Genomic DNA, 14,636 nt, shown 5'->3' with positions numbered 1-14,636 from the left:
GGCCCCCGCCGGTACGTAACCGTCGGGGCCCCGCGCCGGTTCGGTGCCCGGCGCTCACTCCACGTTCCACAGCAGCGGGTCGCGCACGTCGCCGGCCCACGCCACCTGCGCGACGTCGGTGCCCTCGTCGAGGAGGAAGGTCGAGCAGAGCGTCTTGGTGTCGCCGACCTTGAAGTCGTCGTCCCGCTCCTCGGGGCAGCCGCCCTTGATCGGGTCGGCGCCGATCGCCATCAGCTTCTTGCCCGGCTTGTTGCCCTCGCCGAGGACGCGGGCCTTGAGGTTGAAGTCCGGCTCCTTGAGGCCGGACCCGGACTTCACGGTGTACGTGAAGTGGACGAAGACCGGGTACTGGCCCTTCACGTCGGACTCCTGGAGGCCGGCCGCCGTCAGGTCCGCGTTCTTGCCCGTGCCGACCTTCTCAGCGGTGATCTCGAGTTGCGCCTTGCCGCTCGACATGTCGAACTCGTGGGTACCCGGCGCCTTCTGGCCGACGGTGAGCGGGCCGCTCGGAGCCTCGTCCTCCGCCTCCTCGGCGTCGGCCGCCTCCTTGTTCTCCTCCTGGGCGCTGGGCTTGGCGTCGGCCGTGTCGTCCGAGTCGTCGGAGCCGCAGCCGGTGAGGACGAGCGCGAGAGCAGCAGCGGGCACAGCGGCGCGTAGCAGCGCCTTCCTGCGGTGGAGCATCAACGTGGGTTCCCCTCGTTCCCGCGCGCACGGATAGCGAAGAACCGTCCCCCCGCGTTGCGCCCGGTTTCGAGGAGAGTACTGAGGATCATGTGACGTTGCGGTCTCGGAAGCTTCACGTCCGTGAATCAAGGGACGTCAATCCCCGTGCAATACCCAGGTCAACTCACGGTCTACGAGGTTGCGTTGGGCTCAGCCGATCCAGTTCTTGAGGTCCTCGGTGTCCAGCTCGAAGCCCACCGGGTCGGGGAGATGGACCGACTTGCCGTACGGCACCGTGACCACCTGCTGGTAGCGGCCCCCGTCCGGCTCGGAATGCACCTGCACCTCGCCCTTCTGTCGATCGATGAGCAGGTACACCGGAATACTCACGGCCGCGTAGGCGGCGGGCTTCTCGACGCGGTCGCGCCGGTTGGTGTCCGAGTCGAACGACGTGACCTCCACGGCCATGAAGACGCCCTCGCTCTCTGCCCACTCGCCCTGCCCGGCAAAGGCGCCGCTCGGCGCGAGCACCCCGTCCGGACGGGCGTTGCCTCCGCGATACTTCTCCACCCTCAGACCGATGCCTGTCGCCAGCCACCAGTCGGTCCGCGCCTGGATGCACAAGCGCGAAAGCCACTCGATGATGGTCTCGTGGTCTCCGTCGGGCACCGGCTTCACCCCCAGCTTTCCGTTCAGGTGCTCCAGCCGCAGCGCCTTGTTGGTCTGCGCGGCATGACGCGCAAGATCCTCGAACTCGTCCTGACGCAGAACGCCGGACCGCTCCTCCGCGCTGCCCACCACGGCCTCCTCAGGGATCGCTGGTACCTCCCACAGTACGGCGCCTGCACACGGAACAACCCGGTCCACCGACGGCTCTGCCATGCCCGAACCATAGACACGACAAAGCCCCGGAATCCTCCGATCCCGGGGCCCCGTACCGCCTTCGTGTGGTTACTTCACCGAAGGCTTGCGCACCTGGAGATGCAGCTCCTTCAAACGCGACTCCCCGACCTCGCTCGGCGCCCCCATCAGGAGGTCCTGCGCGTTGCCGTTGAGCGGGAAGGCGATCGTCTCGCGGATGTTCGGCTCGTCGGCGAGGAGCATCACGATGCGGTCGATGCCGGGCGCGATGCCGCCGTGCGGCGGGGCGCCGAACTGGAAGGCGCGGAGCATGCCGCCGAAGTCCCGCTCCACTTCCTCGCGGGAGTACCCGGCGATGCCGAACGCCTCGAACATGACCTCGGGTTCGTGGTTCCGGATCGCGCCCGAGGAGAGTTCGACGCCGTTGCAGACGATGTCGTACTGCCAGGCGAGGATGTCGAGCGGGTCCTTGGAGCGCAGTGCCTCCAGGCCGCCCTGCGGCATCGAGAACGGGTTGTGCGAGAACTCGGTCTCGCCCGTCTCCTCGTCCTTCTCGAACATCGGGAAGTCGACGATCCAGCAGAACCGGTAGGCGTTCTCCTCAAAGTGCCCGGTGCGCTTCGCGGCTTCCACCCGGACCGCGCCCATGATCTGCGCGACCTCGCCCGGCTCGCCCGCGCCGAAGAAGACGGCGTGCCCCGGCTTCAGACCGAGCTTGCCGGTGAGCGCGAGGACGTCCTCCTCGGTGAGGAACTTGGCGATCGGCCCGGAGAGCGAGCCGTCCTCGGCGACGCGCACCCAGGCGAGCCCCTTGGCGCCCTGCTCCACGGCGAACTCCCCGAGCTGGTCGAAGAACTTCCGCGGCTGGTGCGAGGTGTCGGGCACGGGCAGGGCGCGTACGTGCTTGTCGGCGAACGCCTTGAAGCCGGAGCCGGCGAACACCTCGGAGACGTCGACGAGTTCGAGGTGCGCCCGCAGGTCGGGCTTGTCGGTGCCGTACTTCTCCAGCGCCTCACGGAAGGGGATGCGGGGGAAGGGGGAGGTGACCTCGCGGCCGTCGCCGAGTTCGCGGAAGACCTCGGTCATCAGCACCTCGACGACCGCGAAGACGTCCTCCTGCTCGACGAAGCTCATCTCCAGGTCGAGCTGGTAGAACTCGCCGGGGGAGCGGTCGGCGCGCGCGTCCTCGTCGCGGAAGCAGGGGGCGATCTGGAAGTAGCGGTCGAAGCCGGCGACCATCAGCAGTTGCTTGAACTGCTGCGGCGCCTGCGGCAGCGCGTAGAACTTCCCCGCGTGCAGCCGCGAGGGGACGAGGAAGTCGCGGGCGCCCTCGGGCGAGGTGGCCGAGAGGATCGGGGTGGCCATCTCCTGGAAGCCCTGCGCGACCATCTTTTCCCGGATCATCGCGATGACCTGGCTCCGGAGCATCACGTTCCGGTGCATGCGCTCGCGTCGCAGGTCGAGGAAGCGGTACTCCAGCCGCTTCTCCTCGTTGACACCGTCCTCGGTGTTGATGGTGAAGGGGACCTGGTCGGCCTCCCCGAGCACCTCGACGGTGCGGACCTCGACCTCCACCTCCCCGGTCGGCAGCTCCGGGTTGACGTTCTCCGCACCGCGCGCGGTGACCCTGCCGTCGATCCGCAGCACCGACTCCTTGGAGAGGCTGCTCAGCTGCTCGACGACGGCCGTCTGCTCGGGGCGGACGACGAGCTGGGTGATGCCGTAGTGGTCGCGCAGATCGACGAAGAGGATGCCGCCCAGGTTCCGGCGATTGTGCAGCCAGCCGCTGAGCCGGACGTCGGTGCCGACGTCGGAGGCACGGAGCTCGCCGCAGGTGTGGGACCGGTACCGATGCATCATTCATCCAAGTCGTCTGGGCTGTGGTGGGGGCCGTCGGGGCGCGCGTCCCGGCCCCCCGGAATCCCCGTCCGGAGTCGTCTTCGGACGCCGGACAAGACTACCGCCCTGGCCCAATCCCGGTCGCCGCCGATCCTCGGACCGTCATAAATTGGGGCAATGCTCACCGAGGAAGTCCTTGCTGCTCTGGGCACAGGGACCTGGTACTGGGAGAGCGACACCGGACAGGTGACCCTCGACGCCCAGGCCGCCCGGCTGCTGGAGATCCCGTTCGAGGCCACGCAGGCACCGCCCGCGCACCGGCCGCTCGGCGAGGAGGCTCGGCACCCGGGCGGCGCCGAGGTGTCCGGCACCGACTCCCCCTCGGCTCCCGAAGCGACGACCGTCCCCGAGTACACGGTCCGCTCCCACATGCACGCGGCGGACTACCTGAGGTTCCAGCAGGCGGCCGTACGCGCTCTCGCCTACGAGTCGACCCAGGAGACGCGGATGCGCACCGTCACGCCCAACGGCGTCACGATCCGCACCCTCCACGTGCGCATGAGCCCCGTCTACCGCTCGGGCGAGGCCACCGCCGCCGGCATCGCGGGACTCGCGCAGGAGACGTACCGCCCCGCCACCGGCGACGCGGACACGCCTGACGAGACGGCGGAGCCACCCGAGCGCACCGACGGACCCGCAGCACAGGAGCGCGACAGCTTCCTCCTCGACGCCGGCCACGCGCTCGTCGACACCCGCTCCACCGCCGACGTCCTGCGCATCGCCACCTCGCTCGACCTCCCCTGGCGCTCCCTCGAGGACCTCGGCGTCTTCCTCCTCCGCGGCGACGAGCTCGAACTGGCAAGCCTCGGCGCCCCGTTGAGCGAAGAGGCCGCCTCCTCCCCCGGCGAGGTCCCCGGCAGGCGGCAGATCCCGCTCGACGCGGACCACCCCGCCGCGGAGGCCGTCCGCACCCGCAGGCCCGTCTACCTCGGCAGCCACGAGGAGTACCTCCGGAACTATCCGCGCAGCGGGGCCCGCGACCAGGGCCGCCGCCAGTCGTGGGCGTTCCTGCCGCTCGACGCGGGAGAGCGCGCGCTCGGGGTGTGGGCCGTCGCCTTCGGGCGGCCCGGCGAACTGGACCACGCGGACCGCAACAGCCTCATGCAGATGGCGAGGATGCTCGCCCAGTCGTTCTCCCGCGCCGAGGCGAAGGAGACGGAGCGGGAGTTGACCGAGGGCCTTCAGCGCAGCCTGCGCCCCGCCAGCGAGCCGGAGATCGACGGCATACTCCTCGCGGCCCGCTACGTCCCCACCGGCGGCGGCATCCAGATCGGCGGCGACTGGTACGACGTCATCCCGCTCCCCGACGGCCGCACCGCCCTCGTCATCGGCGACGTCCAGGGACACGACGTCCAGGCGGCCAGCGTCATGGCCCAACTGCGGATCGCGCTGCGCGCCTACGCGGCCGAGGGGCACAGCCCGGAGGCCGTGCTCAACCGCGCCTCCCGCTTCCTCTACGGCATGAACGCCACCGGCAGCTCCGAGGCGACCCAGCCGGCGGGGCCCGCCGTCACCTCGCTCCCCGAGGACGAGTCGTACGCCGGCTACGTCGCACACCCCGCCGAGTACCCGGCGGAGGGCCGCTTCGCCACCTGCCTGTACATGGAGCTCGACCCGGAGTCCGGCACCGTCGACATCGCCAGGGCCGGCCACTGCGAACCGCTCCTCCAGATGCCCGACGGCCTCGTCGTCCCCCGGCACACGGCGGGCGGGCTGCCGCTCGGCCTGGCCAAGGAGAACGAGTACCAGACGACACGGATGGTGCTGGAGGAGGGCGAGACCCTGCTCCTCTACACCGACGGCCTCCTGGAGACGGGCGGACTCGACATGGACGCGGGCTGGGACCGTATCCGCGACGTCTTCGAGCAGACCTGGCGCTCCGGCCGCGCCGACGACCTGGAGCACCTCGCCGACTCCCTGCTGCGCCGCGTCGTCGGCTCCGCGGGCACGCCGGTGAGCGCCGCCTCCACCACCTACCGCACGACGGGAAGGACCCCGTCGAAGCGCGACGACGACATGGCGCTGCTCCTCCTCGCCCGCGAGCGCTCGCGGGTCCGCCCGACGGGCAACTGGATACGCCGCACCGTGCTGACCGTCTCCCAGTCGGGCCCCTCGGAGATCTCGGGGGCGCGGCACAGGCTGGAGAATTTGCTCCACGACTGGTCCGACGAGGAGCAGGCCGAGGGGGCCGTCCTCCTCCTCTCCGAGGTGCTCGCCAACGTGCACATGCACACCGAGGGCGACGCCACCGTCGTCATCCAGATCGGCGGCAGCCGCGGCGAGCGCCTGCTGCGCATCGAGGTCATGGACACCAGCGACGAGCTCCCGCACCGCAAGGACCCGGGCGAGATGGGCTCCTCGGGACGCGGCCTGCTGCTGCTCGGCACCCTCTCGGACCGCTGGGGCGTCGACCCGAAGGGCGAGGGCAAGACCGTCTGGTTCGAGATGGAGGAGGGCAGCGAGGGCTCGGGCGAGTCGGACTGGGACGCGCTCACGTCGGCGTGGAGCGACGAGGGCGCCCTCGCGTGAGGGGTGCCTGACCCGCCGAGGAAGCCGTGTCCACGGTGCCGCTCGGCCCGCCTCGGCACGGCAGCCCCGCCGAAGCGTCGACGGGTGCCGCGGTTTCACGTGGAACCGTGCGGCCCGCGGCCGCGGCGCTCCGGACGAGCCGGTCAACTGCCTCTTGGAAAAGGGAAGTTGACGCACGCACGAGGGCCGGTCACCCTTCGCGGGTGACCGGCCCTCGCTCCCGTGGCGGCCAGGGGGATGCCGCCGGGGCCTCAGAGGCGGATCGCGGGGTCCAGTCGGGGGTCGGGCCCGGCGGACGGGACCGGTGCCGGCTGCTGCTTCGACGGACGGATCGAGGCGAGGAGCGCCACGGCGACGAGCGCCTGGAGGCCCATGATCAGGGCCTGCGCCTCGGGCTCCATGACGCTCAGCAGGTTCATGCTCGCGTTGACGGCGAAGTGGACGGTCATGGAGGCGACGACACCGGCGTACTCGTAGGCGGCAGTGGCGAGCATGGCCATGGGGATGGAGCTGGCGAAGAAGAGCATGCCGCTCGCCGAGTCGAAGCCGAGCTCATTCTGGACCGTGCCCTCGACGAAGAAGAGCGGCAGGTGCCAGACGGCCCAGATGACACCGGTGAGCACGGCGGTCCGGTAGCGACCCATCGTGGCGCGCATCCTCGGCTGGGCGGTACCCCGCCAGCCGGCCTCCTCGGAGAGCGGCCCCGCCAGGAACAGGTTGAGGAAGAACGCGGCGGGCCCCGCCGGGTTGTCCTTGATCACGTTCTCCATCTCCTCCAGGCTCACCCCCGGACCGCCCGCCGCGTGCGCCAGCAGCACACCCACCACCACGGTCGCGGAGGCGACCACGAGCAGCAGCGGCGACCACATCAGCGCCGATCGCCGGAACCGCACGGCCTTCGCAGGGACGGGCTCCCCGCGCCGCTTCCGGCGCACGCGGATCACCAGGGCGCCTACCAACGGCCCGAACGCACCGAAGAGGTAGGGCGCGAACGCCGGACCCTCCATCGCGGGCCCGCCGATCGCCATCGCCGCTCCCCAGGAGGCCCAGCTCACGACGAAGGTGACGGCCATGAACAGGACGAGGTCGGAGCGGTAGCTGGTGGGTGCGGCGGAGGCCGACGCGCGGGGAGAGGACATGCCAGGACTTCCTTCGGTGGACGTGCGGTGCGCTGTCTGTGTGCCCGTCTCCGACAGGGGGACGTGCTTCCGCCGGAGAGCGGCGTTGAGTTGACGGGCCGGCCAGACGGCGACGAGGGCACGGAGGTCGGAATCGACCGGCTCCGCTTCCCACCGCTCTCAACAACGAGAACGTTATCAGACGTGAGACTCTAAGCGCACACCTTGCCGCGGATCTCTTGCCCGGATCTTCGGCTGCGGGGCTCGACGACCGGTCTCAGCAGGGGAGTTGGCGCACGTCGGTCGGCGGAACGGCGCGAGGCGGGTGCTGGGCATCCGGTTGGGGGGATGCACTGCCGCCCCGGGACTCTCCTCGCGCGGTCCGCTCCGTGTCGAGGAGTGCGGCTCCCGACGTGGAGCCGAAAGAGCGCCTGGGACGAAGCGAGTTGATGGCGGCCGGAGGACCGAACACGCGCGAGTGGTGGCCGGCCATGGCCGAGAGCGGGAACCCGCAGGACGACACGGGCTCCGGCAACGCGCACGGGGCGGCGGTTCCGACGAGGTGGCAACACCGACGGGGGCCGGAGACCGGCGGACGGCAAGTGAGCGAGCAAGAGACGAAAGGGGGGCGAATCCGGAAAGCACGCCTCCGCACTCTTCGAACGGGCTCGCCGTTACCGCTGGTGGTCGGCGCACCGCAGGTCGGGAGAGCCCGGCGCCTGTTCGGTTGCGCTCACGACCGGTTCTCCGGATCGGCACGGAAGGGCCCCGGCGCCGTCCTTGCGGCGCCGGGGCTCATTCGCGCGCTACGGAGCGGAGTCGACCGTCTCAGACCCGAGTGGCCGGAACACGCCCCAGCCGTCCCGCCTTGAAGTCCTCGAAGGCCGCCGCGAGTTCGGCGTGGCTGTTCATGACGAACGGACCGTAGTGGGCCATCGGTTCGCGGAGCGGGCGGCCGCCGAGGAGGAGGACCTCCAGGTCGGGGGTGTGCGCGTCCTGGGAGTCGGCGGCGCGGACGGTGAGCGACTCGCCGGAGCCGAAGACGGCGGTCTGGCCTAGGTGGACGGGGCGGTGCTCGGTGCCGACGGAGCCGCGTCCGGCGAGGACGTACGCGAGCGCGTTGTACTCGCGGCGCCAGGGGACGGTGATCTCGGCGCCGGGGGAGACGGTGGCGTGGAGCAGCGTGATCGGCGTGTGCGTGACGCCCGGGCCCTCGTGGCCGTCGAGTTCGCCTGCGATGACGCGGAGGAGCGCGCCGCCGTCCGCGGTGGTGAGGAGCTTGACCTGGCCGCCGCCGATGTCCTGGTAGCGCGGGTCCTTCATCTTGTCGGCGGCGGGGAGGTTCACCCAGAGCTGGACGCCGTGGAACAGGCCGCCGGTGACGACGAGTTCCTCCGGCGGCGCCTCGATGTGGAGGAGCCCGGACCCGGCCGTCATCCACTGGGTGTCGCCGTCGTTGATCGTGCCGCCGCCGCCCTCGGAGTCCTGGTGGACGAAGGTGCCGTCGAGGAGGTAGGTGACGGTCTCGAAGCCGCGGTGCGGGTGCCAGGGGGTGCCCTTCGCCTCGCCGGGCGCGTACTCCACCTCTCCCATCTGGTCCATCATGATGAACGGGTCGAGGTGCCGGTAGTCGATCCCGGCGAACGCCCTGCGCACCGGGAAGCCCTCGCCCTCGTACCCCTTCGGCGCCGTGGTGACGGCTCTCACCGGCCGTGCGGCGGCGGCCTGTTCGGAGGTGGCGACGACGCGGGGCAGGCTGAGCGGGTTCTCCACGGTGATGGCTGGCATGGGGGCCTCCTCCTGGGGTCGACCACCAAGGTAGTTGAACACTCAACTTGTGTCGAGCGGGGCGGACATGCGTGGAGCCCCCGACGTGGTCGGGGGCTCCACGGGGTCGCGATGCCGGTCAGGCGCTCAACTCGCCCTGTTTGAGGGCGGATACGAAGCGGGACCAGCCGAACGCGCCGAAGAGGAGAACCGGCCCACCGACCTCCTTGGAATCACGCACAGGGACAGGAGAACCTGCGGTAGCCACCTCGACGCACTGTCCTCCGTTACCGCTGCTGTACGACGACCTGATCCACTCTCCGGGGGGAAGAGGGGACTTCCTATTCATCGCGCGTGCTCCTCTTTCGCCCGTCGGATCAGCAACTTTGACTCTTCGGGCGAGCAGGCATCAGCTCGCAACCGTGCATAAGTCTCAGTCGCCGCACCAACTTTGGAAACCGAATCGATCAAACGCCCTCCGTTGAGAGCTTCTTCGTACAGCATGCACGTCCCGTCCGCGAACGTCAGCAGTGTGAAGCTCTCCGCTGCGGGAGGTGCACCGGATGCGAACGGCAAGACCTGGACCGTCACGTGTGGCGACTCCGACTCACACAGTAGGTGTGCGAGTTGCGCTTCCATCACCTCGGAGCCACCGATCGGTCTCCGTAGGCAACACTCGTCCAGCACGACCCAGAGCAGGGGTGCGGTGTCCCGGTCAAGAACCTCGTGGCGGCGCCTGCGGGCCTGCACTCGCTCGTCGATCTCCTCGTCCGACGACCGCGGAAGAGCACCACGGAAGACAGCGGACGCATACTCCGGCGTCTGCAGCACTCCCATGATCAGGTTGGTGCTGTAGTCCAGGATGCTGGCGGCCTGGGCCTCCATCTTCAGGTAGGGCTCGAACCATTCGGGGTGGCCCCGCCCTTTTACTCGCTCGCGCAGCCTGACGAACCACCCTGCCGTGTTGAAGATGCGGTCACAACCGCGGGCGAACTGCTCACTGCCCAGTTGGGCGCCACTCTCGACCTTACTGACGTACGGCGGTTGGTAGTTGAGCGCTTCGGCAAGCTCCCGTTGCGTCATTCCCGCGTGCACCCGCGCCGCGCGCACTTCTTCCCCGAACCACTTGAAGCCGTCGAGCCCCTCTTTTGCAGCTTCGTCCACGCCCTCCCCCCGACCTTCCAACCTGGTTTGGAACTCTCAGCCCCTGTTGCGAGCGAGCGCACACGGTAACCATCGGAGTACAACATGTAACTCCGTACAGACGCCACCACAGGAGGAATTGCTGATGCACGGAATCGGTGACACGGAGGACCAAGCCGAGTGCGCACGCGAGGAGTTGGCGCGGGCGCTGGCGCACGCCGGGGTGCTGTTGCCCTCGCTGACGGTGGACGTCGCGCCGTGGCCGTCGGGGATGCCGGCGCTCGTGGACCTCGGGCGGTGCAACGCGAGTACGGCGCGGAAGCTGGCGACGGCGCTGCTCAGCGCGCCCGAAGCGCGGTGACCCCGCCTCGGCCCGAGGAGGAGGCGGAGGGCGACGCGGACGGGACCGAGGCGGACGACCCCGAGAGCCTCGCCGCGCTCATCCGCAGAGCCGATCTCCTAGGCGAGGAGATCAGCGAGCACCTCGCACATCTGCGACGGCGCCGCCGGGACACCGGCTGAGCAGGCGACGTACAAAGGGAGTTCGCCCCGCAGGCGTCAGCCGTACATGCGCCGCATCGCGAAGTCGACCATCTCCTCCACCGCCTTCGCGTCGAAGACGACGCGGTGTGCGGACTCCATGTCGAGGACGAAGCCGTATCCGGGCGGGAGGAGGTCGAGGACCTCGGCGCCCGTGATGGTGAAGTGCTTGGACTCCTTGCCCGCGTACCTGCGCAGCTCCTTGAGGGTGCTGAACATCGGGATCACCGGCTGCTGGCTGTTCTGGAGCGCGAGGAAGCCGGGGTTGTCGCCGCGGGGGCAGTAGACCTTCGAGGTCGAGAAGACTGCCTGGAAGTCCTCGGCGAGCAGCACGCCGTTGGCGAAGCTCTGGACCGCCTCCTGGAGGGAGGCCGGCGCCGGTTCCGGGTAGAGCGGAGCCTGTTGCTGTGCGTAGACGTCGTGTTGCTGCGCGTAGGGGTCGGGCTGGCCCATGTACTGCTGGCCCTGCTGCGGGCCCGGCTGGCCCGGGTACCCCTGCTGCCCGGGGGGTGCGTAGCCGTAGCCCGTCGAGCCCGTCTGGTCATAGCCGTACATGCGGAAAGAGTAACGAGTCACAGATGGACGGCGAGGGGTTGCTTCTTATTACCGGCGGGTAGCATCATCGAAGTCCATCTTGTACACACCGCACGAGCCTTACGGAGCCGTTGCCATGGGGCACTACAAATCGAATCTGCGCGACATCGAGTTCAACCTCTTCGAGGTCCTCGGCCGCGAATCGGTGTACGGCACCGGACCGTTCGCCGAGATGGACGTCGAGACCGCCAAGAGCATCCTGAGCGAGATCTCCCGCCTCGCCGAGAACGAGCTGGCCGCCTCGTACGAGGAGGGTGACCGCACCCCGCCCGTCTTCGACCCGGAGACCAACACGGCCCCCGTCCCCGAGTCGTTCAGGAAGAGCTACCAGGCGTACATGGACGCCGAGTGGTGGCGCCTCGGCATCCCGGAGGAGATCGGCGGCACCCCGACGCCGCGCTCCCTGCTCTGGGCGTTCGCGGAGACGATCCTCGGCTCCAACCCCGCGGTGTGGATGTACGCCTCCGGCCCGGCCTTCGCCGGCGTCCTCCACGACGAGGGCACCGAGGAGCAGAAGAAGATCGCCAAGCTGATGGCGGAGCGGCAGTGGGGCTCCACCATGGTGCTCACCGAGCCGGACGCGGGCTCGGACGTCGGCGCGGGCCGCGCCAAGGCCGTCGAGCAGGCCGACGGCACCTGGCACATCGAGGGCGTGAAGCGGTTCATCACCTCCGGTGAGCACGACATGTCCGAGAACATCGTGCACTTCGTCCTCGCCCGCCCGGAGGGCCACGGCCCGGGCACCAAGGGCCTGAGCCTCTTCGTCGTGCCGAAGTACGACTTCGACTGGGACAGCGGCGAGCTCGGCGAGCGCAACGGCGTCTACGCCACCAACGTCGAGCACAAGATGGGCCTGAAGGTCTCCAACACCTGCGAGATGACCTTCGGCGCCAACGGCCCGGCCAAGGGCTGGCTCCTCGGCGAGAAGCACGACGGCATCCGCCAGATGTTCAAGATCATCGAGTTCGCGCGGATGATGGTCGGCACCAAGGCGATCGCCACCGCCTCCGCCGGCTACCTCAACGCGCTGGAGTACGCCAAGGAGCGGGTCCAGGGCGCCGACCTCGCCAACCCGGGCAAGACGGCGCCGCGCGTCACCATCACCCACCACCCGGACGTGCGCCGCTCGTTGCTCACGCAGAAGGCGTACGCCGAGGGCATGCGCTCCCTCGTGCTCTACACCGCCTCCGTGCAGGACGAGATCGCGGTGAAGGAGGCGGCAGGCGAGGACGCCTCGGCCGCGCACGCCATGAACGACCTGCTGCTGCCGCTCGTCAAGGGGTACGGCTCGGAGAAGGCAGGCGAGCAGCTCGTGCAGTCACTCCAGACGCTCGGCGGCTCGGGCTTCCTCCAGGACTACCCGATCGAGCAGTACGTCAGGGACTCCAAGATCGACACCCTCTACGAGGGCACCACCGCGATCCAGGGGCAGGACTTCTTCTTCCGGAAGGTCGTCCGCAACCAGGGCGCGGCGCTCACCTCCCTCTCCGAGGAGATCAAGAAGTTCCTCGCCGACGGCAGGGGCGGCGAGGAACTCGCCGGAGCCCGCGAGAAGTTGGGCCGGGCCGCCGGCGAACTGGAGGCGATCGTCGGGACGATGCTCACCGACCTCGCCGCCACCGAGAAGGACGCCCAGTCGATCTACAAGGTCGGCCTCAACACCACGCGGTTCCTCCTCGCGGCGGGCGACGTCGTCGTCGGGTACCTGCTGGTGCGCGGTGCCGCCGTCGCGGCCGAGAAGGTCGGCAGCGCCTCCGGCAAGGACAAGGCGTTCTACCAGGGCAAGATCGAGGCCGCGAAGCTCTTCGCCGGGACCGTGCTGCCGCACGTCGCCGCGGAGCGCGCCATCGCGGACGAGGTCGACCTCTCCGTCATGGAGCTCGACGAGGCCGCGTTCTGAACCGCCCGACCGACAACAGCCGGACCTGAAACTCCGCACCGGCCGCTTCCCCCTCCGGGCCGGAGCACCGACGGGTCCAGGGGCCCGCACCCCCGCGCAGGGTGCGGGCCTCCGTCGTGCCGCCCCCCGCCCCGTCGAAACCGCCCGGTCGTAGGCTTGCCCGCATGAGCACTTCCCACCAGTTCGACCGCGTTCACACCGACGACCTCGCGTCCTATCTCGCGGCCTCGCCCTCCCCGTACCACGCCGTGGCAGCCGCCGCGGAACGGCTGCGTGCCGCAGGATTCGTCGAGCTCGGCGAGGTCGACGCGTGGGACGCCTCGCCCGGGGGCAAGTACGTGCTGCGCGGCGGCGCGCTCCTCGCCTGGTACGTCGCGGAGGGGACGGCGCCCGCCGCGCCGTTCCGGATCGTGGGAGCGCACACCGACTCGCCCAACCTGCGCGTCAAGCCGATCCCCGACACCGGTGCCGAGGGGTGGCGGCAGGTCGCCGTGGAGGTCTACGGCGGTGCGCTCCTCAACAGCTGGCTCGACCGGGACCTCGGCCTCGCCGGCCGCCTCTCGCTCCGTGACGGCACCACGCGGCTCGTCTCCGTCGACCGGCCGCTGCTGCGCGTACCGCAGCTCGCCATCCACCTCGACCGCCAGGTCAACGACGGGCTCAAGCTCGACAGGCAGCGCCACATGACGCCCGTGTGGGGCCTCGGCAAGCCCCAGGAGGGCGACCTGCTGCGGTTCCTCGCGGACGAGTCGGGCGTGGCCGCCGAGGAGATCGGCGGCTGGGACCTGATGGCGCACAGCGTCGAGGCGCCCGCCTATCTCGGCCGGGACCGCGAACTGCTCGCGGGGCCGCGGATGGACAACCTCCTCTCCGTGCACGCCGGGGTCGCCGCGCTGCTCGCGGCCGTCGGGGACGGCGGCAGCCCGCAGTCGGTGCCGGTGCTCGCCGCCTTCGACCACGAGGAGAACGGCAGCCAGGCCGACACGGGCGCCGAAGGCCCCCTGCTCGGCGGCGTGTTGAAGCGCTCGGTGCGCGCACGCGGCGGCACGGCCGAGGACGTCGCACGGGCGCTCGCGGGCTCCTGGTGCCTCTCCTCCGACACCGGGCACGCCGTGCACCCCAACTACGCCGAGCGGCACGAACCGGGCCACCACCCGCTGCCGAACGGCGGCCCGATCCTCAAGGTCAACGTCAACCAGCGGTACGCGACGGACGGTCGGGGACGCGCCCTCTTCGCCGAGGTCTGCGACCGGGCCGGGGTGCCGTGGCAGTCCTTCGTCTCCAACAACGCGATGCCCTGCGGCACCACGATCGGCCCGATCACGGCGGCGAGGCACGGCATCGCCACCGTCGACGTCGGGGTGGCGATCCTCTCGATGCACTCGGCGAGGGAGCTGTGCGGCGCCGAGGACCCGGCGATGCTCGCGTCCTGCCTCGCCACCTTCTTCACACCGGCCGGCTGACGCCGCACCCGCGGGGCGAACGCCAGGCTCCACGGAGGCCGTTGCCGGCGACGCCGCGGACCGCGCGGGCCGCCCCCACGGCCGTCCGAGCGCCTCGCTCGACGTCCGACTCCCGCCGCACCACGGTCACTTGAACGCCCGTCGGAGCACCCCGACGGG

Annotated in this window: 13 protein-coding genes; 5 read left to right on the top strand and 8 right to left on the bottom strand. The window is 70.2% G+C overall.

Annotated features, from left to right (window positions below):
• Positions 1-54: 54 nt before the first annotated feature.
• The 3 genes from UWG_RS0105870 to aspS all read right to left on the bottom strand — a co-directional run bounded on the left by UWG_RS0105870 (position 55) and on the right by aspS (position 3,381).
• Positions 55-681 carry a hypothetical protein gene (locus UWG_RS0105870; RefSeq protein WP_016906272.1) on the bottom strand — a complete coding sequence of 209 codons (627 nt, stop codon included), beginning with the start codon at positions 679-681 and terminating at the stop codon, positions 55-57.
• 192 nt (positions 682-873) lie between these two features.
• Positions 874-1,461 carry a Uma2 family endonuclease gene (locus UWG_RS0105865; protein ID WP_016906271.1) on the bottom strand — a complete coding sequence of 196 codons (588 nt, stop codon included), beginning with the start codon at positions 1,459-1,461 and terminating at the stop codon, positions 874-876.
• 153 nt (positions 1,462-1,614) lie between these two features.
• Positions 1,615-3,381 carry an aspartate--tRNA ligase gene (gene aspS, locus UWG_RS0105860; protein WP_029391203.1) on the bottom strand — a complete coding sequence of 589 codons (1,767 nt, stop codon included), beginning with the start codon at positions 3,379-3,381 and terminating at the stop codon, positions 1,615-1,617.
• Between the two features lie 159 nt (positions 3,382-3,540).
• On the opposite strand from aspS, the gene UWG_RS0105855 reads away from it, so the two are divergent.
• Complete coding sequence (locus tag UWG_RS0105855; protein ID WP_016906269.1) at positions 3,541-5,952, top strand: SpoIIE family protein phosphatase; 2,412 nt, start codon at positions 3,541-3,543, stop codon at positions 5,950-5,952.
• Positions 5,953-6,203: 251 nt separating this feature from the next.
• Here UWG_RS0105855 and UWG_RS0105850 read toward each other — a convergent pair whose 3' ends face one another.
• The 4 genes from UWG_RS0105850 to UWG_RS0105840 all read right to left on the bottom strand — a co-directional run bounded on the left by UWG_RS0105850 (position 6,204) and on the right by UWG_RS0105840 (position 10,001).
• Positions 6,204-7,091: a CPBP family intramembrane glutamic endopeptidase gene (locus UWG_RS0105850; RefSeq protein WP_016906268.1), complete on the bottom strand. Its 888-nt coding sequence runs from the start codon at positions 7,089-7,091 to the stop codon at positions 6,204-6,206.
• 807 nt (positions 7,092-7,898) lie between these two features.
• A complete protein-coding gene (locus UWG_RS0105845; protein ID WP_016906267.1) occupies positions 7,899-8,858 on the bottom strand; it encodes a pirin family protein in 960 nt (319 codons plus the stop codon).
• Positions 8,859-8,976: 118 nt separating this feature from the next.
• Entirely contained in the window at positions 8,977-9,186 is a 210-nt protein-coding gene (locus tag UWG_RS31975; protein ID WP_078495592.1) for a DUF397 domain-containing protein, read from the bottom strand.
• Positions 9,183-10,001, bottom strand: a complete 819-nt coding sequence (locus UWG_RS0105840) for a helix-turn-helix domain-containing protein (RefSeq protein ID WP_016906266.1) — start codon at positions 9,999-10,001, stop codon at positions 9,183-9,185. Before UWG_RS0105840 ends, UWG_RS31975 begins: the two co-directional genes overlap by 4 nt.
• 124 nt (positions 10,002-10,125) lie before the next feature.
• Between UWG_RS0105840 and UWG_RS0105835 the strand changes: the two genes are divergently transcribed.
• Together UWG_RS0105835 and UWG_RS33320 are read left to right on the top strand one after the other, a co-directional pair.
• A complete protein-coding gene (locus tag UWG_RS0105835) occupies positions 10,126-10,341 on the top strand; it encodes a hypothetical protein (protein ID WP_016906265.1) in 216 nt (71 codons plus the stop codon).
• Positions 10,338-10,502 carry a hypothetical protein gene (locus UWG_RS33320; RefSeq protein WP_016906264.1) on the top strand — a complete coding sequence of 55 codons (165 nt, stop codon included), beginning with the start codon at positions 10,338-10,340 and terminating at the stop codon, positions 10,500-10,502. Before UWG_RS0105835 ends, UWG_RS33320 begins: the two co-directional genes overlap by 4 nt.
• 36 nt (positions 10,503-10,538) lie before the next feature.
• Here the strand turns inward: UWG_RS33320 and UWG_RS0105825 are convergent, their stop codons facing one another.
• Positions 10,539-11,075, bottom strand: a complete 537-nt coding sequence (locus tag UWG_RS0105825) for an SseB family protein (RefSeq protein WP_016906263.1) — start codon at positions 11,073-11,075, stop codon at positions 10,539-10,541.
• Positions 11,076-11,190: 115 nt separating this feature from the next.
• Here UWG_RS0105825 and UWG_RS0105820 point away from each other — a divergent pair, with 115 nt between their 5' ends.
• Both UWG_RS0105820 and UWG_RS0105815 read left to right on the top strand, forming a co-directional pair.
• Positions 11,191-13,014: an acyl-CoA dehydrogenase gene (locus tag UWG_RS0105820; protein ID WP_016906262.1), complete on the top strand. Its 1,824-nt coding sequence runs from the start codon at positions 11,191-11,193 to the stop codon at positions 13,012-13,014.
• A gap of 164 nt (positions 13,015-13,178) precedes the next feature.
• On the top strand, positions 13,179-14,477 hold the full coding sequence (locus tag UWG_RS0105815) for a M18 family aminopeptidase (protein ID WP_016906261.1): 1,299 nt from the start codon (positions 13,179-13,181) through the stop codon (positions 14,475-14,477).
• Positions 14,478-14,636: the final 159 nt, after the last annotated feature.

This window comes from Streptomyces xiaopingdaonensis (assembly GCF_000262345.1).
Taxonomy (GTDB): Bacteria; Actinomycetota; Actinomycetes; order Streptomycetales; family Streptomycetaceae; genus Streptomyces; species Streptomyces xiaopingdaonensis.
This window is presented reverse-complemented; position numbering and strand designations above follow the sequence as displayed.